Origin of the sequence: Ralstonia sp. TCR112 (assembly GCF_007997035.1) — a bacterium.
GTDB lineage: Bacteria > Pseudomonadota > Gammaproteobacteria > Burkholderiales > Burkholderiaceae > Ralstonia > Ralstonia edaphi.
The window spans coordinates 50,390-69,450 of record NZ_VOSS01000006.1 but is presented as its reverse complement, the minus strand read 5'-3'; the positions used below and the strand labels follow the sequence as shown (position 1 = coordinate 69,450).

The following is a 19,061-nucleotide window of genomic DNA, read 5'->3' as shown; positions in this document are numbered from 1 at the left end:
ATCCTTGCTCTTCTCTCGTGTTCAATCGAAAAACTGTTGCGATGCGGAGGTGCGTAACGCTCAACGCTCGACGATGCGGTTCCAGCGCTTGCTCCACTCGGGGCGCTCGGCGTTGATCACGTCCCAGTCCAGCGCAACGGCCGTCTTCAGGATGGTGTTCATCTTGTTCTGCTCCTCTGCCGCCTTGCCCTTGAGCGGCGCCTTGGGGTTGACTGGATTGTAGGAGCCGTTTTCCATGGCGAGCGCCTGGGCTTCGGGGCTGATCAGGTAGTCCACGAGCTTCTGCGCCAGATCTGCATCCGGATTGTTGGCCAGCACGCACTGCGCTGTGAGCAGAACGACGGCGCCTTCCTTGGGCGCGACGAATTCCATCGGGATGCCCTTGGACTTCATCAGCTCCACCTGCGTGAGCGTGTACGGGAACAGCACCGCGTCGCCGGCCTGCATCATCTCCACCACCTTCGACGAGTTGGGGATGTACTCGACCACGTTCGGGCCGATGGTGGTCGGCCATGCCTTGAAGGCGGGATCGACGTTCTTTTCCGTGCCGCCCTTCATGCGGTTGAACATCAGGAAAGCATCGAGCCCGAACGACGAAGCCGGCATGGATTGCACGACCACCTTGCCCTTGTATTTCGGGTCAGCCAGGTCGCCCCACGAGGTGGGCGGCGTCCAACCCTTGTCCGCAAAGATCTTGGTGCTGTAGGCCAGGCCCGTCAGGCCCATCGACAAGCCGACCGCGTAATCACCCTTGAGGTGCGCAATGGCGGGCACCGCCGACAGGTTCGCCGAGGGCTTGAGCTTTTCGCACAGCCCCATGCCGATCGCGCGGAACATCACACCGTCGTCCAGCGTCATCACGTGCATCTGCGCCTTGCCTTTGGTCGCTTGCGCCTTGGCGAGGATGTCGGTCGAGGTGCCGGGCACGACGACGACCTTGACGTTGTTGGCCTTCTCGAACGGCGGGAATACGAACTGCGTGTAGGTGCGTTCCATGTTGCCGCCGTTCATGCCGATGTACAGCGTCTTGGTGTCGGCGTGGGCGGTGCCCGCGGCGAGCAGGGCCATACCGGCAGCCGCAGCAATGACGGACGTGAACGATGTTTTCGCGTGTTTCACAAGCATGGTGGTCTCCTGGGGCATCAAGTGCATCAAGCTGCGGGTGGCAGAAAGCGTTGGATGGAAAAGGGCTCGATCGGCGTGGTGGTGCGGCCTTCGGCAATCAGCTCGGCCATGACATCGCCCACGCCGGGGCCAAGCTGGAAGCCGGCGCCGGCAAAGCCGAACGCGTGGAACAGGCCGGGGCGGCGGGCACTGGGGCCAATCACGGGCTGGTCGTCGGGCAGGTTGCCTTCGGTGCCGCTCCAGGTGCGGATGATGTGGGCACCGGTGAGCTGCGGCAGCAGCGCCGCCAGTTGCGGCAGCTGGCGCAGGATCGCCACGTGCGACGAGCGTGCGCGCTGGTCATCCAGCACGTAGCCGCGCCCGCCGCCGAACACCACATTGCCGCGCCGCACCTGGCGACAGTAAATGCCGCCACCTTCCACGCCCAGGCTCCAGGGCAGGAAGAACGGCAGCGGCTCGGTCACGCCCATGGTGGGCGGGATGGTGAACATCGGTACGGGCTCGCCCCATTGCGCGGCAAACTGGGCGGCCCACGCCCCGGCGCAGTTGACCAGTGCAGAGGCTTTGACCTCCAGATCGCGATCATGCTGGCGCGCATGGACGACGAAGCGCGTGCCGTCGTGCTCGACCGATTGCACCGGCGCGTGCTCGCGCACATCGGCGCCGGCAGCCTGGGCGGCGCGGGCAAATGCGGGCGACAGCAGACGCGGATTGGCTTGTCCGTCTTCCGGGCACAGCGAGCCGCCGACGATCTGTTCGCCGCCCATCGGAAAAACTTTCTGCAGCGCGGCCCGGCCCTCGATGAGCTTCAGCCCGAGGCCAAACCCCTCGCTGCGCGCTGCATAGCTGGCCAGCGATTCCATGTCCGCCACGCTGCGCGCGATCTTGAAGTGCCCGCTGCGCTCGTACTCGGCCTCGGTGCCGATCAGCTCGGTGAGGCGCCCCCAGATCTGGTGCGAACGTTGGGCCAGCGGCAGCTGCTCGATGGAGCGTCCCTGGCGCCGCACACCGCCAAAATTGACGCCGCTGGAGCGCGAGCCGCACAGGTCGCGTTCGAGCAAGGTGACGGTCAGCCCGCGCCGCCGCAGGAACAGCGCGGTCGCGCTGCCCATGATGCCGCCGCCGATGATGGCCACGTCGCATGCAAGCTGCTCACGCATGGTGGCCCTCCGGTTCGATCACCTCGGTCACATCCAGCGGCAGCGGCTTGATCGGAGCCTGCCCGCGCAATCGGCCCACCTGTGCCAGCGGCACGGACTGCGCGTGCGCCAGGATTTCTGCTGCCGACGCGCCGCACATCCGGCCCTGGCAGCGGCCCATGCCGACCCGGCACAGCGCCTTCAAGCGGTTCAGTTCATGCACGCCGCATTCCGCAGCCGTCTGGCGCAGGGTGCCCGCGGTGACGTTTTCGCAGCGGCACACCACCAGGTCGTCGCTGGCGTGCGTAGCCCAGTCATCGGGAAACGGGAAGGCGATTTCCAGCGCGTGGCGGAACCGCTCGATCTTCTGCAGGCGCCGGCGCAGCGCGTCCAAACGATCGGCATCGACGGTGATTTGCCGATCCTGCAACAGGGCGAGCGCGGCCAATTCACCGGAGGACTCGGCGGCGTCGGCACCCATGACGCCCGCACCATCGCCCGCCAGATACACGCCCGGGACGGAGCTGCGCCGCATCGCATCGATGCGCGGTACATGGCAGCGGTGGAGCGCAGAAAACTCGAACGCGCAGCCCAGCAGATCGGCGAGCTGCGTTTCGGGCCGCAGCGCGTAGCCCAGGCCCACCGCGGAGCACGCCGTGCGCTGCTCGCGGCCGGCGCTGTCTTGCCACACGAGTTGCTCGACCGCCGCATCGCCTTCGGCGCGGAGCAGTCGCACGCCGTGATGCATGGGAATGCCGTGCAGCTTGAGCCAGGCAACCAGCGCCAACCCCTTGGCCATGACGGCAGGCTGGCTCAGCATGGCCGGTGCCGCCTTGTAGCGCGCGGAGGTCGGTGCGGTGTCGAGCACCGCCACGACATTCGCGCCGGCCTTGGTGTACTGGCAGGCCACCAGATACAGCAGCGGGCCGGTGCCGGCAAACACCACGGCATCGCCAATCGCGCAGCCTTGGTATTTGAGCGCGACTTGCGCGCCGCCCAGCGTATAGACGCCAGGCAGCGTCCAGCCCGGGATGGGCAGCACGCGGTCGGTGGCGCCGGTCGCGACGATCACATCGCGCCACGGCAGGCTGCTGACCGCGCGCGTTGGCACGTGCAGCAGGTCGAGCAGATCGGGCTGCGCATTCCAGACCAGGGTCTGCGGGTGGTAATCGATCTGCGGTTGGAGGCGGTCGAAGGTGGCGTGTATTGCCTGCGCACGTTCAGCTTCGGTGCCGTACAGATCTGCGGCGCTCCGGGCGAAGCCGTCTGGCTGGCGGCGATAGATCTGGCCGCCCGAGCGCGGCGCTTCATCCAGCACGATGGGTTTGAGGCCGTGCGCCAGCATCGTCTGCGCCGCACGCACACCTGCCGGCCCGGCACCGATGATGACGGGCTGCAGATCCGCTTGCGACTGCCGCTGCAGCGTGGGGGCGGGTTGCGTCATCACGCGGCTCCCTCGTTGCCGGCCGGCTGCGTGCAGATGTGCATGCCGGGTTCGATCATGGTCTGGCAGGCGCGCAGCGATTTGCCGTCGGCCAGCCGCACCCAGCAGTCCTGGCATGCGCCCATCAGGCAGAAGCCGGCGCGCGGTTGCTGGCTGAATTCATTGATGCGCAACTGGCGTGTGTGCGTGAGCACGGCCGTCAGGACGGTGTCCCCGGCGAGGGCTTCAGCCGGCTGGCCGTCCAGCACGAAGGCCACCGTGGGGCGGTTGCGCTCTTTGAGGCGCTGGAGCTGCGCGCGGGCAGAGCGGTTTGCAGGAGCGTTCATCTTGATCTCTGTCTCAATGCTTGCCGATCAGAATCCGGTCGAGGCCATAGACCTTGTCCAGCAGCAGCATCAACGCGAGCGTGAGGAAGACGATCAGCGCCGAGACGGCGGCCATCATCGGGTCGAGCGATTCCGTGGCGTACATGTACATGCGCACCGGCAGCGTGACGGTGGCGGGCGACACCACGAAGATCGACATCGTCAGTTCATCAAAGCTGTTGATGAAGGCCAGCAGCCAGCCGCCCGTGATGCCCGGCAGGATCATCGGCAGCGTCATGCGGCGGAACACCGTCAAGCTGCTCGCGCCCAGCGAATAGGCCGCGTGCTCGACCGAGTGGTCAAAGCCCACCAGCGCCGCCATCACCAGCCGCATCGTGTACGGCGTGACGATCAGCGCGTGCGCGAAGATCAACCAGCCGAAGCTGCCTTGCCCGCCCACCAGCGAGAACATCCGCAGCAGCGCCACGCCGAGCACAAGGTGCGGAATGATCAGCGGCGACAGAAACACGCCTTGCAGATACTGCAGCCCCGGCGCGCGGTAGCGCACGATGGCCATGGCTGCCGGCACCGCGAGTGCGGTCGACAGCGTGGCCGCGGCTAGGCCTAGCCAGAGGCTGTTCCAGAACGACTGCACGAAGTCGGGGTGATGCAGCACCTGGTCGAACCAGCGCAGCGAGAAATGACTGGTGGGCAGCGTGAGCGTTTCTTCGGGGGTGAAGGCGACGATGCACACGATCACCAGCGGTGCCAGCATGAAGGTGATGACGAGCGCGTTGAAGATGAGCGCGAGCGGTCCGTTCTTTTGCATGTGCGCTCCTTCAGCCCAACGTCTTCTTGTAGCGGCCTTCGATCATGCGGTTCCAGCCGAGCATGATGACGAGGTTGGCCGCCAGCAGGATCAGCGCGATGGCTGCGCCCAGCGGCCAGTTCAGTTCATTCAGGTATTCGTCGTAGATGAGCGTGGCGACCATCTTCACGCGGCGCCCGCCCAGCAGGCCCGGGATGGCGAAGGAGCTGGCTGCCAGGCCGAAGACGATGAGGCTGCCCGACAGAATGCCCGGCATGACCTGTGGCAGCACCACGCGGCGCAACGTCGTGAAGTGCGACGCGGACAACGACAGCGCGGCGTTTTCCACCCACGGGTCGAGCTTTTGCAGTGACGTCCACACCGGAATCACCATGAACGGCAGCATGACGTGCACCAGCGCAATCACCACGGCCGTCTCGTTGTACAGCAGCTTGACCGGGCCGATGCCGACCGCCTTGAACGCCGCGTTGATCAGGCCTTCGGGCCCGAGCAGCATGCTCCAGCCGAATGCGCGCACCACGACCGAGATCAGCAGCGGAGCGAGGATGATGAGCAGGAAGATCGAGCGCCAGGGCTTGCGCATCCGGCTCAGGATGTAGGCCTCGGGCGCGCCGATCACGATGCAGATCAGCGTCACGAGCGCCGAGACGCGCAGCGTGCGCCAGAAGATTTCGTAGTAGTACGGGTCTTGCACTACGTGCAGGTAGTGCGCAAACGTGAAGGTGCCCGCAATCGGGCCCTTGTCGGCGTCGAACGCGTTGAACGACAGCATCACGCTCAGCGCGAGGGGCACGAACAGCATCACGCCGAAGAGCGCCAGCGCCGGGCCGGCCATGCTCCACGGCACCCAGATCGGTCTGCGGCTCATGCTGCGGTCCCCTCGGTATCGATCACGCGCACATAGCGGTCTTCCCAATCCACGCCGACGGTCTGACCCACTTCGCGCGGGGCGTCGCCATCGTTCACGGCTGAGACCAGCATCGCGCCAAGCGGCGTGTCGACGGTGTACATCCACTGGTTGCCGAGGAAGAAGCGTTCGGTCACGCGGCCTTCGCAGCGGCCGGTGCCGTCGGCGTTGCACGTCATTTTTTCGGGGCGCAGCGCCAGCACGACCTTGTTGCCCACGGGCGTGCCAGGCGGCAGCGCCAGTTGCACGGACCCGACCGCCGCGTGACGTTCGCCATCGGCACCGGACACCACGGCCGCATGCAGCAGGTTGGCCTTGCCGACAAACGTCGAGATGAACGCGTTGCGAGGGTGCTCGTACACCGCCAGCGGCGTATCCACCTGCGTGATGCGGCCCGCTTCCATGACGACCACGCGATCGCTGATCGACATGGCTTCGGCCTGGTCGTGCGTGACCATGATGGTGGTCGTGCCGACCTTGCGCTGGATTTCACGCAACTCGAACTGCATCTCTTCGCGCAGCTTGGCGTCCAGGTTCGACAGCGGCTCGTCCAGCAGCAGCACCGGCGGTTTGATGACCAGCGCGCGCGCCAGGGCCACGCGCTGGCGCTGGCCGCCCGACAGCTCACGCGGGTAGCGGTCGATATGTTTGTCCAGATGCACGAGCGCCAGCGTCTGCAGGGCGCGCTCGCGGCGTTCCGCTGCCGGGCACTTGCGCATCTCCAGCCCGAACTCCACGTTCTCGCGCACCGTCATGTGCGGAAACAGCGCGTAGGTCTGGAACACGATCCCCAGGCCGCGCGCGTTGGCCTTTGCGCGGGTGATGTCCTTGCCGTCCAGCTCGATCGAGCCCTCGGTCACCTCCGCGAAGCCCGCAATCATCTGCAGCGTCGTCGTCTTGCCGCAGCCCGACGGGCCCAGCAGCGAGACGAATTCGCCCTTGTGCACGTTCAGGTTGAAGTCCTGGACGACCCGGAGGTCGCCGTACTGCTTGGAGACATGGTTCAGGCGCAGAAAACTCATCGGTCATCCCTTGCGACTGGGGGCGTCGCCAGACTCTTCCAATTGAACAATATGGATATGCTATTGCAACAGGTGTGCCAAAACATCGATTTCGCCTAGGTGTATACGCTGTAATTGGAATTTTTCTCGTATTTATTCCGATCACCGGAATACAATCGATCAACCAAATTCAGTCCATTCCAGCTTTATGTCCGTAGATTCCGACGACGACGCGCATCAGCGCAGCGCCATGCACCGCACCTTCCAGATCCTGCGCACCATGGCGGAGCAGCAGCACCAAGGTGTGCGCGTCACCTACCTGGCCAAGACGCTGGGAATGACGCCTGCCACCACGCACCGCCTGCTGCAGGGGCTGACGCAGGAGGGCATGGTCGAGCAGGATCAGCAGAACAAGCTGTACCGGCTGAGCCTGGATCTCTTCTGCCTGGCGGCCCAGGCGGGCGCGGTGAACGACTTGCGCTCCGTCGCCCGGCCGGCCCTGCTGCGGCTGAATGCCAGCCTGGGCGACACGGTGCTGCTGCTGGTGCGCTCGGGTTTCGATGCGGTGTGCCTGGATCGCGTGGAGGGCCAATACCCGATTCGCACGTTCACCGGCGATGTGGGCGGACGCATCGAACTCGGTGTGGGCCAGGGCGCGCTGGTGATCCTCGCGCACCTGCCCGACGCCGAGCAGGAGGAGGTGCTGCGCTACAACCTGCCGCGCATCCGGCACTACAGCGTCTACGACGAGGTCTATCTGCGCTCCGAGGTCAGGAAGGCACGCGAGCGCGGCTACAGCGCCAAGACGGACGGGCTGCTCGAAGGCATGGCCGGTATTGCCGTGCCCGTATTCGATCGCAACGGCAACGTCGTCGCCGCGCTTTCCGTGGGTACGCTCGCCAACCGCCTGAGCGCAGAGCGCCTGCCCATCGTCTACGACATGCTGCTGCGCGAGGCCAATCGCCTGACCACGCAGATCAATCCATTCGATCCGACGCTGCGCCGCCCGATGCAATCGATGGCCGTGAGCGATACCTATCGCGCCATCTGACCCGGCCGCCGTTCGAGCACGCGCCCCGGGTTCAGCAGGCATTGCGGGTCGAGCGCCTGCTTGATGGTTTGCATCAACTGCAGGGCGACCGGCGCCTTGTAGTGCGGAAGGTGGTCGCGCTTGAGCGCGCCGATGCCGTGCTCGGCCGAGATCGAACCGCCAAAGTGGTGGACGGACTGGTACACCGCATCGCCAATCGCAGCCTCATGCGCGGCGACGAACGCCGCAGCGTCCGCCCCGGCCGGCGGCTGCACGTTGTAGTGCAGGTTTCCGTCGCCCAGGTGCCCGAAGTTGATGAGCCGCAGCCCGGGCGCGAGCGCTTGCAGCTGCGCATCGGTTTGCGCCACAAACTCGGGAATGCGCGAGATCGGCACCGAGACATCGTGTTTGATGTTGGGCCCTTCGGCTGCCTGGGCCAGGGTGATGCTCTCGCGGATGTGCCACAGGTCGTGCGCCTGCCGGATGTTTTCGGCAATGATTGCGTCGGTCACGATGCCGTCTTCCATCGCGGTTTCGAGCAGGCGTTCGAACTGCGCGCGGGCATGCGCCTCGGATTCACTGTCGGACGCTTCCAGCAGCACGCACCACATCGTTTCGCGCCACATCGGCACGCGCAGATGGGGATAGTGCGCATCGACCAACCTGAGCCCTTCCTGGCTCATCACCTCAAAACCCGTGAGCGCCGCAGACAGATGCCGGTGCGATAACGCCAGCAATGCCGTGGCGGCTTGCAGTGACGGCACGGCGGCCCACGCCGTCAATTGCGCGGCCGGTTGCGGATACAGCCGCAGCGTGGCCGCCGTGATGATGCCCAGCGTGCCCTCGCTGCCGATGAACAGAGTGCGCAGGTCATAGCCGGTGTTGTCCTTGCGCAGGCCTTGCAGGTTTTCCCAGACCTGGCCGTCCGCCAGCACGACTTCCAGCCCCAGGCACAGCTCGCGCGCATTGCCATAGCGCAGCACCTGCGTGCCGCCCGCATTGGTCGCCAGGTTGCCGCCGATGGTGCAACTGCCTTCCGCACCCAGGCTCAGCGGGAACAGCATGCCGGCCCCGCTTGCCACGTCCTGCAGCGACTGGAGCACGCAACCGGCGTCCACCGTCATCGTCATGTTGGCGGCGTCGATGGCGCGCACGGTTTGCATGCGGCGCAGGCTCAGGATGATTTGCTCGCCGCTGGCATCCGGCACCGAGCCTTCCACCAGCCCTGTATTGCCACCTTGCGGCACGATGGACACACCGGCTTGTGCGCATGCGCGCACGACCGCAGCCACGTCGGCCGTGCAGCCGGGCCGCACCACGCACAGCGCCTTGCCGCGCACGCGCTGGCGCCAATCGGATTCGTATTCGGCGCAGTCGTCGCCGGTCAGAACATTGGCGGCGCCCACGATGTTGCGCAAGGCCGGAATCAGGTTGTCGGGTGTCATGACTACGCGATGAAGGTGGTCTCTGTCTGAGCAGGCGTCAACGCATGGCCAGCGCCACGGCGGCCGCCAGCCGCTGCACGGCCTGTTCGATCTGCGGCACCTCGGGCGCGGCAAACGACAGGCGCATGGTGTTGAGCTGCGCGTTGTCCGGGTAGAACGCCTTGCCGGGCACATACAGCACCTGCTGCGACACGGCGGCATCGAAGAGCGCCTGCGGGTCGATCGACGGCGCGAACGTGGCCCAGACAAACATGCCGCCCGCCGGCGCGGCGCACTGCATACGGCCATCCAGCTGCGTGGCGATGCCTTGCACCAGCGCCTGCATGCGCCGCTGATATTCGACGCGTGCGCGCTGCACCGTGGCCGGATAGCGGCCACTTTCCAGATAGCGCGCCGCCACCATCTGCGCCAGCGGAGACGTACACAGATCCACCGTCTGCTTGGCGATGGCGCAGCGGCGCAGCAGGCTGGCATCGGCCAGCATCCAGCCGATCCGCAGCGCAGGTGCGACGGTTTTGGAAAGGCTGGAGAGATACACCACCGGGTTCGTGCCGCCCACGGCCAGCCGATCGCCCACCGCGCGCAGCGTGGGTGGCATGGCAGCGGCGTCGCCGTCTGCCGTATCAAAGCGCAGCTCGCCGTAGGGATCGTCTTCCACCACCCAGAAGCCGTGCGTGCAGGCCAGCTGCACCAGGGTTTCGCGCCGCTGGGCAGCGAGCAGCGTGCCGCGCGGGTTGGAAAAATTCGGCACGGTGTAGAGCAGCTTGGGGCGCTGCGTGGCAGGCAGTTGATGGAGGAGGTCGGCCAGTGCATCGGTCTGCAGGCCATATTCGTCCATCGGCACGGGCACGATGCGGGCCTGCGCCAGACGCAAGGCTTGCAGCGTGGCAGGGTAGGCGGGCACTTCCACCAACACCGTATCCCCCGGTTCAATCAACACTCGCACCAGCAAGTCGAAGGCTTGCTGCGAGCCCGTGGTGACCATCATTTGTTCGCCGCTGGCCTGGACGCCGCGCGCTTCCATCAATGCGGCGAGGGCTGCGCGGAGGACGGGCAGCCCTTCAGTCGCGCCGTACTGCAAGGCCTGCGCATCGCCCGTCATGGCTCGGCCGGCGGCCTGTGCCAGCCCTTCGGCATCGAACAGGCTGGGCGACGGATAGCCGCCCGCCAGCGAGATCATCCCCGGCTGGCTGAGGTACGGAAACAGTTCACGGATGGGCGAGCCGGCGGGGTTTGCAAACGGGGCCGCAAAGCCGGGCATGGCGGCTGGGGCATGCGAGCTTGTCATGCAGCATCCATCACGGGCGTGCCGCGCAGCACGGCGCGCACCTGATCGATGGAGCGCTGCTGCGCGGCTTCGTACAGCGCGATTTCGTCATGCACGCGTGCGCCCAGCGCGGCCTCGAAGGCCTGCTGCGCGGCGTGGGCCTGATACTGCTTCTGTTCTTCGCCGCCCAGGTTGGACTGGAAGATGCCGGCCGCGCTGACCGGCAGGAAATCTTCATACGTGATGGGGTCGGCCTGCACCCAACCCTTGGCCAGGAGTTCGTCCAACGATGCATCGGGTGCCGTGCCTGCGTCGGTCTGTGCATGGCCCGACGGCGTGAGCGTGTAGCGATAGAACGCCAGCCCTTGCGCACGCAGCGCGTCATGGCTATCGGGAAAGGCGCGGAACGCCTGGGCCAATCGGTTTCCGTAGTTGGGTGCGGCACTGCCGGCGTTGCCCATGCTGCGCACCTCGGCCAGCAGTTGGTCATACAGCGCGCGGCCCGTGCGCGTGAGGGCCACGCCGCGCTGCTCGATTTCGCCAAAGCGCGCCGTGTGGGCGCCTGCATCGTCAGTAAAGCGTACGGCTTCCTGCAGCGCCTTGAAGCTGGTCTGGCGCAGGAGGATGGGGCAGTCGCGGCGCGGCGGGCCTTCCACCACATCCTTGGCATCCATGCCGCGTGTGGGCATGGCGGCCTGGGCGGCGTCGATGTCGAGCGTGCGCGGTGTCAGGTGGTTGATGTGCGGGCCGCGGAAGCACACCACGTCGGCCACCAAACGGTGAGCGGCTTGCAGCGCGCGATACGTCTGGGCGTCGACCGTGGCGGTGCTGTGCCAGCGGAAGGTCTCCAGCGCCTCGCGCACAAACGCGTCGGCATCCGCATCGGCCAGACCGCCGTCGGCTTCGCATTGGGCGATCAATTCGAGCACGCGCGGGGTAAAGATCTGCCGGCGCGCCAGGATGGCGGCGGCCTTGTCGCGCAGGGCGGCGTCGGCAATCAACTCAAGCCGCAGCAGCGAGGTGAACACGCGAAACGGGTTGGCCAACAACGCGGCGTCGGTCACTGGGCGGAACGCCGTCGAATGCACGGGCACGCCCGCCACCGACAGATCGTAGTAACCCACCGGTTCCATCCCCATGACGGCAAACAGCCGGCGCAGCGTGGCCAGCTCGGCGGCCGTGCCGACGCGGATGGCGCCGTGGCGCTCGATATCCAGCCGCTCCAGTTCGCCCGACTGCGCCATCTGCGCGCGCAGCGCGGGCTGGGCGTCCAGCGTGCGCGCGTTGATGTCTGCCACCAACTCGACCAGCATGCCGTATTGCGGCACCTCCTCCCGGTACATGGCCGACATGGCGCGCGAAAAGCGCGAGCGGATTTCGTTTGCGTCGATGAAGTTCGACGCGGGAAGTTGATGCGCAGTGCTCATGACTGAGTGGGATTGGGCAGTGGTGAAGCGATGCTAGGTTGGGCAAGGAGCGGCGGTCAAACGATAATCCGGCCTAAGGTCATTCCAAATTAGAATGACTGGGCCACTTTCGCACCGCACAACTTCTGCGCTTCCATGTTCCTGTCTCGCCGCTTTCTGCCGCCGATGTCCCTGCTTTGCGCGTTCGAGGCCGCCGCGCGCCACCAGAGCTTCACGGCGGCCGCCGCCGAGCTGCACCTCACGCAAAGTGCCGTCAGCCGCCAGATCCGCGCGCTGGAAGAGCGCCTGTGCGCCGAACTGTTCGTGCGGGAACGCCAGACCGTGCGGCTGAGCGCGGCGGGCCAGGCGTATGCAGAGGAAATCCGCGGCGCGTTGATGCGCATCTCCAGCGCCACGGTGGGGTTTCGTACCAATCCGCAGGGCGGCAGCTTGAATCTGGCCATCCTCCCGACCTTCGGCACCCGTTGGCTGGCGCCGCGCCTGCCGGCGTTTTTTGACGAGCACCCCGGCATCACCATCAATCTGACGACGCGGTTGTCGCAGTTCGACTTTCAACTGGAGGCGGTGGATGCGGCCATTCATTTCGGTACGCCGCACTGGCCGGGGGCGGAGCTGGCCTTGCTGATGAGCGAAACCGTCGTGCCCGCCTGCAGCCCGACGTTGCTCGCCCGCTACGGCTTTGCGCAGCCGCGCGATCTGCTGCATGCGCCGCTGTTGCATCTGGCCTCACGCCCCGATGCCTGGCCGCGTTGGCTGGCGAGCCATCAGGTGGCGGGTGCGGAACCCCAAGGCATGCTGTTCGACCAATTTGCCACCGCCGCGCAAGCTGCAGTGGCGGGACTGGGCGTGGCGTTGCTGCCGCGTTTCCTGATCGCCCACGAGCTGCAGCAGGGCGACCTGGTGCGAGCGTTGCCGCATGTGCCCGAGATGGAAAGTACCGAGCGCTATTACCTCGCCTGGCCCACGAGCCGCGCAGGCTATCCGCCGCTGCAGGCCCTGCGGACTTGGCTCGTGAAGGTGGCCCAAGACTTCATGCAAACGCCGGCTGCCGGGTAAGGCGCAGCGTTGCCGGAAAGCGCTGAAGTGCACGCGTTCGGCACTACACCAACCGTGGCCGGACAGTCAGCTCGACACGAAATGAAAAACCCGCCGAGTTTGGCGGGTTGGCAACGGTTGGGCTGGCCACGCGGCGGTCTGCGGCGGCTATACGCGTGTCGTGGCGTCGGGGTCGAAGTCGATCTCTTCGTCGGCAACGTCGTCAGCAAATTCGTAACGCCCTTTGCCCCGGTTTTTCGCGCGGTATAAGGCGTCGTCTGCAGCGGCGACCAACGCAGCGCGGTCGACGTCGTGACGCAGGCGGGCCACGCCGATGCTGCAACCGAGCCCGATGGTGACCTCGCCGAATTTGTACGGCCTCGCGCCGACCGAGATCAGACGTGCGGCAAGGCGATGCAGCGTGTCGTCATTCACCGGCCCGACGATGACGGCAAACTCGTCGCCGCCAAAGCGGGCGACAAAGTCTGTCGGTCGCATGACGGTGCGTAGCCGATCGGCAAAGCTGCGCAGCACTTCGTCGCCCGTTGCGTGGCCATAGGTGTCGTTGACGCGTTTGAACCCATCCAGGTCGATCAGCAGCAGCGCGCCCAACGCACGGCGGTTGTCAGAGGAAACAGCCTTTGCCAGCTGCTCTTCGAAGCCCGCCCGATTGAGCAAGCCCGTCAGATGGTCGGTTTCTGACAAGGACTTCAGTCGGACTTCCTTCTCTTTGCGCGCCGTAATGTCCGTGATCAGGACGTGCACACCAATGACAGAGCCGTCCGGTCGGAACTGCGGAACGTACTGCACTTCCTTGCAGGCGAGCGACGTGCCATTGGGTTCTTCCCGCTCGAACCGTTGAGCGCTGCCTGCCAGGGCCTTCTCGAATGGCTCGCGTATCCGCTCATATGCGGCAATGCCGAACACTTCCTGGACGGTCTTGCCGATGAGTTTGCCGTGCGGCATGTCGACCTTTTTGGCATAGGCCGCGTTGGCAAATTCATATCGGCCGTCGGCGCCGACAAAACACACTTCGGCTGGCATGGCATCCGTCACCGTTCGCAAGGTTTCGGCGTTGCGTTCCATGACCTCCTTGGCGGCTTTCTCCTGACTGATGTCCCGCATGATCGAGGAGTAATGGTCGAGCCGGCCTGCAGCGTCGCGGTGGACGATGACGGTGTGGGCCACCGGCACCGCTTCATGCTTGGCGTTGTACGCGAGCGATTCCCCGACCCAGACACCAGACCTCAGCGCAGTCGGTACCGCGACCTCTCTTATGGCCTGGACCGTTTCAGGCGGGTGATAGTCCGCAAGTGTTGTCTCGTTGATTGCCTTGTCGGCCGGAAGTCCGGCGAACGCGCGTCCGGCCGGATTGATGTAGGTGAGCTTGCCATAGCGATCCGTCTGGGCAATGAAATCGGGCGTGGCTTCCAGAACCGACATCAGTGCCGCCACCGATTGTTCCGCCCGGACACGTTGCGTGATGTCTTCGACAACGCCGACATATCCGCGCGCCTTCCCGTCAACAACGACGGGTGCCGCGGTGACGGAGATCTGGCGTACCGGCTCCCCCGGAACGCAGATGCGCTGATTGTCTCGGAAGACAACGCGGCGTTCTCTGGCCGAATCCCACGCGTCCTCCGCACGTGCCCGATCGTCCGGGTCGAGTCTTTCGCGCCACTGGTTTGCGAGCGCTGCTTCTTTGGACAGGCCGAGAATCCGGCAATACGACTCGTTGATGTAGGTGGTTTGCCCGTCGTTACGCGTTCTGAAGAAGCCGAGCGGCGATGCGTCGTTCACCGCTTCCAGTTCTGCCCGCTGCCGTACGACCTCTCCCATGAGCGCGCGCAGGTTGCGGACGATGGCTTCGATTTCCGGTGATGCCGGGCCGACATCGAGCTTGGTCAAGCGGCCCCATTCACCGCGATCCGGATTACGCAGCGCCGCATGCAGGCGGCCCAGCGGGCGCAGCAGAAGATGCATTGCGCCCCACACAGAGCACGCCACCAGCACGATGAGAAAGCCCCCGGCCCAACCGAACCGGTTCCGCATGGTCGCAAACGGAGCATCGACTTCGTCTCTCGGAATGACCGAGCCCACGGTCCACCCGACGGCAATGACGTTTTCCATGCTGACCATGGGCTCGGTTTCACCATTGAGGGGCTGTCCGGCCACGGCGCGTGCAATGGCGGGGTCCGTGCTGGTGTTGGCCAGCAGCTTGGCGTCATCGGGGTGGATGACGAACACCGGGTCGTTGCCGCGTTGCACCACGAACAGGTAGCCATGTGTGCCGATGCGGGCGTTGCGCATGTCGCCCAGGAAGTTCGGCCGCAGCAGCCCCAGGGAGGCACAGAAGACGCCGACCATGTGGCCCGTCTCATCAAAGACAGGCGCGGCCAGTACGATATTCGGCGCACCACCGATGCGGTTCCGTAGCGGGGCCGAGATGGTGGGCTGGCCAACGACAACGACTTGCTTGAAATAGTCCCGGTCGCGGACGTCCAGGCCGATGACGCGCTGCGCATGCGGAGAAATGGCGCTGACCTTGCCGTCCATCCCGACGAGAAAGATGCTATCGAAAAGGCCGGCTACCGGAGCGATGGATTCGAAGTAACTGCGAGCGTCTTCAGAAGACCGAAATTGAACGGAGTGCGTTTGCCTGGCAGTGCGCTGGACAATATCGAGATACTCGTCCAGCCGCTGGCGCAGGTCTGCGGCGACGTCCTTCACGAGTGCTTGCTGATGCTCCTGGACCAGTGCCTGGACTTCCTGGCGAAACTTGTTCTTTTGGCTGACGAAAAAGCCGGCCAGCAGCACGGCCACAATGATGGTGGCAAAGAAAGCCGCCTGGAATTTGAGGGTTGGCCGGATCATGCGTCGTTCTTTTCGCTTATGCGGTTTCACCCGTGGCGGGTTTTACCGTGTCCCCGTTTGCGCATCTGGTGCCGGCGGGCTAGGCCGTTGATGCGAGCTGGTGATGATGTGTAGGTCCGGCTTACACACGCTCGCACTGCAAACGCCTTCGTTCTGCAGAAGGGGAATTCAGCGCGTAGACCTGGTGGCCGGGAGGTTGCTCGTTGCCAGGTGGTGCCTAGCACGGCAACTCGTATCTTTTCTGCACCGTTCGTCTAATCGGCACGTCCGGGGAAAACCTGAGAAGGCAACGCGCCGGCTTACTTCATCTGCACCGGCACGCTGAGCGGGATGCAGGGGAATTGAGCTGTTTGCCGGGAGGGGAGCGCGCGCTTGAGGCGGCTGGGGGATTGGGTTCGCCCGTGAAGTCAGGGGGCCAATGTCGGCCGAGTGCAAAGGCTCATGCGCTTCTTCACTCGGCCCTGGAAGGCGCTCCTTCCGTTCAAGCCTGTTCTTGCGGTACAGCGAGGTCGAGGAGAAGCTCGTCGAGACGTTCGAGCGTGGACGTCATGCCCGCCTTCAATCCCATGTCGATCACCTTCTGCACATCCTCCGCGGAGTTGTACGAGACAACGGTCGTCACGAGTGTCTGGCCGGTTGCATCAGCAAAGCCGACGTTCCAGCGTGAGCGCGGCATATCCGGATTGACGACACCTGCTTCGTCAGCGAAGCCATCCAGGGCGGTATAGCCGTCGATCGGGTTGATCTCCTGATAGTCAACGCGGCTCCAGAAGGCGTCACCATCGGGGGTGATCATGGCGTAGTGCCAGTAGCCGCCCGCCTGGAAGTCCATGTGTTTCGTCTTGGTGGTCAGCGGTTTTGGCGCGAACCATCGATCCAGCAGTTCTGCCTTCGTGTGGCAGTCCCACACCAGCTGGCGCTTTGCCGCGAATTCTCGCCGGACGGTGATGGTGTTCTTTTGCATGTCGACGACGAAATCGAATCGAAGGTCAGGCTTCATTGTCTTCTCCTTGGAGCTTCTCTAAGAGGTTGTCCAGATTGCTGTATCGGCTTGCCCAAATGGCGTGCTGCTGCTCAAACCAACGCTCCGCTGCGGCCAGGGTCTTGCGCTCGAGCGTGCATGTACGGATTCGCCCGGTCTTCTCCGAGCGAACCAACCCGACACCTTCCAGCACCCGCATGTGTTTCATGAACGAGGGCAGGGCCATGGCGAATGGCTCGGCCAACTCACTCACTGTCGCAGGGCCGCTGCCGAGCCGATGAATAACAGCCCTGCGCGTCGGGTCTGCAAGCGCGTGAAATACCGCGTCCAGCGCGTTCTGATTGTTATCCATATGGCTAACTATATACGTGAATCTTCGGTGCTGCAACGAGAGCTTGAGCATCGTGTTCGCGCTCATACCCCCCCGGAAGTGGGGTGTGCTTCCTTCGCTTTCGCTCGATAAACGAGAAGGACAAAAACCCGTACGGGACGATGGTTTTTGGGTGCCGATCGGGGTCGCGGGGCGTTTTGCCGTGCTCGCATTCTCAGTGGGCATCGTGTGGTTTGCGCCGCTGCGACAAATCGACCTTCTGCGCGTGAAATCGCCCGACGAAACATCGCCAAAACGAAAGCACACCCGCCGGTCCCGGTGTGGACACATGGAACGGAAGACATGCAATTCATCAGCAACATGAGAATCGGCAAGCGCCTCGCCTTGGGCTTTGCCGTCGTCCTCGCTTTTTCCATCGTCATCACCGCGATCGCCATCTGGCGCCTTGACAGCGCGTCGACGGCAACGCGAGAAATGATGAGCGAGCCGCTGCTCAAGGAGCGTCTGATGGGCGACTGGTATGCCAACCTCGTCGCTGGCATCCGTCGCACCATTGCCGTTGCGAAAAGTTCGGACCCCTCTTTGGGACCGTATTTCGCGGCGGAGGTCGCTGCTTCGTCAAAGAGCTCGGGCGAGTACCAGAAGAAGGTGGAAGCGCTGTTGTCCAGCGATGAAGAGAAAAAGCTGTTTGCCCGCATCGGCGAACTGCGAAAGGTCTACCTGAGCGCTCGCGACGCCATCAACAAAGCCAAAGCCGCAGGCGATACGGCAGAGGCGCAACGCATCCTCGATCAAGTCTTCGTGCCAGGTGCCAATGCGTATCAAGACACCATGCGCCAGCTTGTTGAAGTGCAGCGGCGCACGATCGACGACGCGGCGAAGGAGGTCGACGCAAACTCCGCAAAGAGCCGGACCCTGCTGCTGGTGCTGGAAGGATTGATCCTGATGATTGGCGTCGCCTTTGCGTACTTCCTGACCGTCAGCATCACACGGCCGTTGCATGCAGCGGTCGGTATCGCCAGCCGTGTTGCCGAAGGCGATCTCTCGACTGTGGTCGCCTCCAAATCGACGGATGAGACCGGTAGGCTGCTCCAGGCCCTGGCGGACATGACGTCGCAGCTTGTCGGCACGGTCGGCAGTATCCGTGTGGCGACCGAGTCGGTTGCAGGTGCTGCTGGCCAGATAGCAGCGGGCAATCTGGATCTGTCCAGCCGCACTGAGGAGCAGGCTGCTTCGATTGAAGAGACTGCTGCCAGCACGACGGAACTGACTGAGGCAGTCAAGCGGAATGCCGACAACGCGCGTGAAGCCACGTCGCTTGCTGCGAGCGCAAGAGGCATGACGGAATCCGGACGCGCCGAAGTGGCTGCGATGGTGAAAACCGTCGAAGAGGTCAGCGCCGCCTCAAAGAAGATTGCGGAGATCACCGGCTTGATCGAGGGCATTGCATTCCAGACGAATATCCTCGCACTCAACGCAGCCGTGGAGGCAGCGCGCGCCGGCGAACAGGGCCGGGGGTTCGCGGTGGTGGCGGGCGAGGTTCGCTCGCTCGCGCAGCGGTCGTCAGGCGCGGCGAAGGAGGTCAAGGAGTTGATCGAGGCATCGACGAGCAAAGTCGAACTCAGTGCAGAGCAAGCCGCCGGCGTGAATGCCGCGATGACCCGCGTCAGCACCGCGATCGAAGGCGTGTCGAGCATCATTGCCGAGATCGCCGTGGCGTCCGACGAGCAGAGCAGAAACCTTGAGCAGGTCAGTCAGGCCATCAGCCAGATCGATCAGGTGACTCAGCAGAATGCTGCGCTGGTGGAAGAGTCGGCGGCCGCCGCACAGGCGATGCAGGAACAGTCCGGCAACCTGCGGCGTGCGGTGAGCGTATTCAGGCTGGGCGCTGGTCAGGGCTGAGCGCGGCGAACGCGCCAC

16 protein-coding genes are annotated in these 19,061 nt (G+C 64.7%); 3 read left to right on the top strand and 13 right to left on the bottom strand.

Going from position 1 to position 19,061, the window contains the following annotated elements:
• Nucleotides 1–60: 60 nt before the first annotated feature.
• From FUT88_RS02975 to FUT88_RS02945, 7 genes are read right to left on the bottom strand one after another with little or no spacing between them, the layout of a single operon-like run.
• Entirely contained in the window at nucleotides 61–1,125 is a 1,065-nt protein-coding gene (locus FUT88_RS02975) for an ABC transporter substrate-binding protein (RefSeq protein WP_147213745.1), read from the bottom strand.
• A gap of 26 nt (nucleotides 1,126–1,151) precedes the next feature.
• Entirely contained in the window at nucleotides 1,152–2,285 is a 1,134-nt protein-coding gene (locus tag FUT88_RS02970; protein ID WP_147213744.1) for an NAD(P)/FAD-dependent oxidoreductase, read from the bottom strand.
• A complete protein-coding gene (locus FUT88_RS02965; RefSeq protein WP_186829222.1) occupies nucleotides 2,278–3,708 on the bottom strand; it encodes an NAD(P)/FAD-dependent oxidoreductase in 1,431 nt (476 codons plus the stop codon). Before FUT88_RS02965 ends, FUT88_RS02970 begins: the two co-directional genes overlap by 8 nt.
• Nucleotides 3,708–4,034, bottom strand: coding sequence for a (2Fe-2S)-binding protein (locus FUT88_RS02960; RefSeq protein ID WP_027679827.1), 327 nt, complete (start codon nucleotides 4,032–4,034; stop codon nucleotides 3,708–3,710). The genes FUT88_RS02965 and FUT88_RS02960 overlap by 1 nt, the downstream gene beginning before the upstream one ends.
• Before the next feature lie 13 nt (nucleotides 4,035–4,047).
• Entirely contained in the window at nucleotides 4,048–4,842 is a 795-nt protein-coding gene (locus FUT88_RS02955; protein ID WP_027679828.1) for an ABC transporter permease, read from the bottom strand.
• A 10-nt stretch (nucleotides 4,843–4,852) separates the two neighbouring features.
• Entirely contained in the window at nucleotides 4,853–5,710 is an 858-nt protein-coding gene (locus FUT88_RS02950) for an ABC transporter permease (RefSeq protein WP_147213743.1), read from the bottom strand.
• Nucleotides 5,707–6,771 (bottom strand): ABC transporter ATP-binding protein, encoded by a 1,065-nt coding sequence (locus FUT88_RS02945; RefSeq protein WP_147213742.1) that lies wholly within the window; start codon nucleotides 6,769–6,771, stop codon nucleotides 5,707–5,709. Before FUT88_RS02945 ends, FUT88_RS02950 begins: the two co-directional genes overlap by 4 nt.
• 187 nt (nucleotides 6,772–6,958) lie before the next feature.
• On the opposite strand from FUT88_RS02945, the gene FUT88_RS02940 reads away from it, so the two are divergent.
• The gene (locus FUT88_RS02940; protein WP_147213741.1) at nucleotides 6,959–7,801 is read left to right on the top strand and encodes an IclR family transcriptional regulator; all 843 of its coding nucleotides are present in this window, start codon (nucleotides 6,959–6,961) and stop codon (nucleotides 7,799–7,801) included.
• Here FUT88_RS02940 and FUT88_RS02935 read toward each other — a convergent pair.
• Genes FUT88_RS02935 through FUT88_RS02925 form a run of 3 tightly spaced genes read right to left on the bottom strand, consistent with a single transcriptional unit; the run spans nucleotide 7,786 to nucleotide 11,919 of the window.
• A complete protein-coding gene (locus FUT88_RS02935) occupies nucleotides 7,786–9,225 on the bottom strand; it encodes an FAD-binding oxidoreductase (RefSeq protein WP_147213740.1) in 1,440 nt (479 codons plus the stop codon). The genes FUT88_RS02940 and FUT88_RS02935 overlap by 16 nt on opposite strands.
• A 37-nt stretch (nucleotides 9,226–9,262) precedes the next feature.
• Nucleotides 9,263–10,513, bottom strand: coding sequence for a PLP-dependent aminotransferase family protein (locus FUT88_RS02930; protein WP_147213739.1), 1,251 nt, complete (start codon nucleotides 10,511–10,513; stop codon nucleotides 9,263–9,265).
• Nucleotides 10,510–11,919 (bottom strand): VOC family protein, encoded by a 1,410-nt coding sequence (locus FUT88_RS02925; protein ID WP_147213738.1) that lies wholly within the window; start codon nucleotides 11,917–11,919, stop codon nucleotides 10,510–10,512. The genes FUT88_RS02930 and FUT88_RS02925 overlap by 4 nt, the downstream gene beginning before the upstream one ends.
• Nucleotides 11,920–12,054: 135 nt before the next feature.
• Between FUT88_RS02925 and FUT88_RS02920 the strand changes: the two genes are divergently transcribed.
• Nucleotides 12,055–12,975: a LysR substrate-binding domain-containing protein gene (locus tag FUT88_RS02920; protein WP_147213737.1), complete on the top strand. Its 921-nt coding sequence runs from the start codon at nucleotides 12,055–12,057 to the stop codon at nucleotides 12,973–12,975.
• A gap of 147 nt (nucleotides 12,976–13,122) precedes the next feature.
• On the opposite strand, the gene FUT88_RS02915 is transcribed toward FUT88_RS02920, so the two are convergent.
• The 3 genes from FUT88_RS02915 to FUT88_RS02905 all read right to left on the bottom strand — a co-directional run bounded on the left by FUT88_RS02915 (nucleotide 13,123) and on the right by FUT88_RS02905 (nucleotide 17,162).
• On the bottom strand, nucleotides 13,123–15,828 hold the full coding sequence (locus tag FUT88_RS02915; RefSeq protein WP_261796920.1) for a diguanylate cyclase domain-containing protein: 2,706 nt from the start codon (nucleotides 15,826–15,828) through the stop codon (nucleotides 13,123–13,125).
• A 481-nt stretch (nucleotides 15,829–16,309) separates the two neighbouring features.
• On the bottom strand, nucleotides 16,310–16,828 hold the full coding sequence (locus FUT88_RS02910; RefSeq protein WP_147213736.1) for an SRPBCC domain-containing protein: 519 nt from the start codon (nucleotides 16,826–16,828) through the stop codon (nucleotides 16,310–16,312).
• Entirely contained in the window at nucleotides 16,818–17,162 is a 345-nt protein-coding gene (locus FUT88_RS02905) for an ArsR/SmtB family transcription factor (protein ID WP_147213735.1), read from the bottom strand. Before FUT88_RS02905 ends, FUT88_RS02910 begins: the two co-directional genes overlap by 11 nt.
• Before the next feature lie 321 nt (nucleotides 17,163–17,483).
• Here FUT88_RS02905 and FUT88_RS02900 point away from each other — a divergent pair, with 321 nt between their 5' ends.
• Complete coding sequence (locus tag FUT88_RS02900; RefSeq protein WP_147213734.1) at nucleotides 17,484–19,043, top strand: methyl-accepting chemotaxis protein; 1,560 nt, start codon at nucleotides 17,484–17,486, stop codon at nucleotides 19,041–19,043.
• Nucleotides 19,044–19,061: the final 18 nt, after the last annotated feature.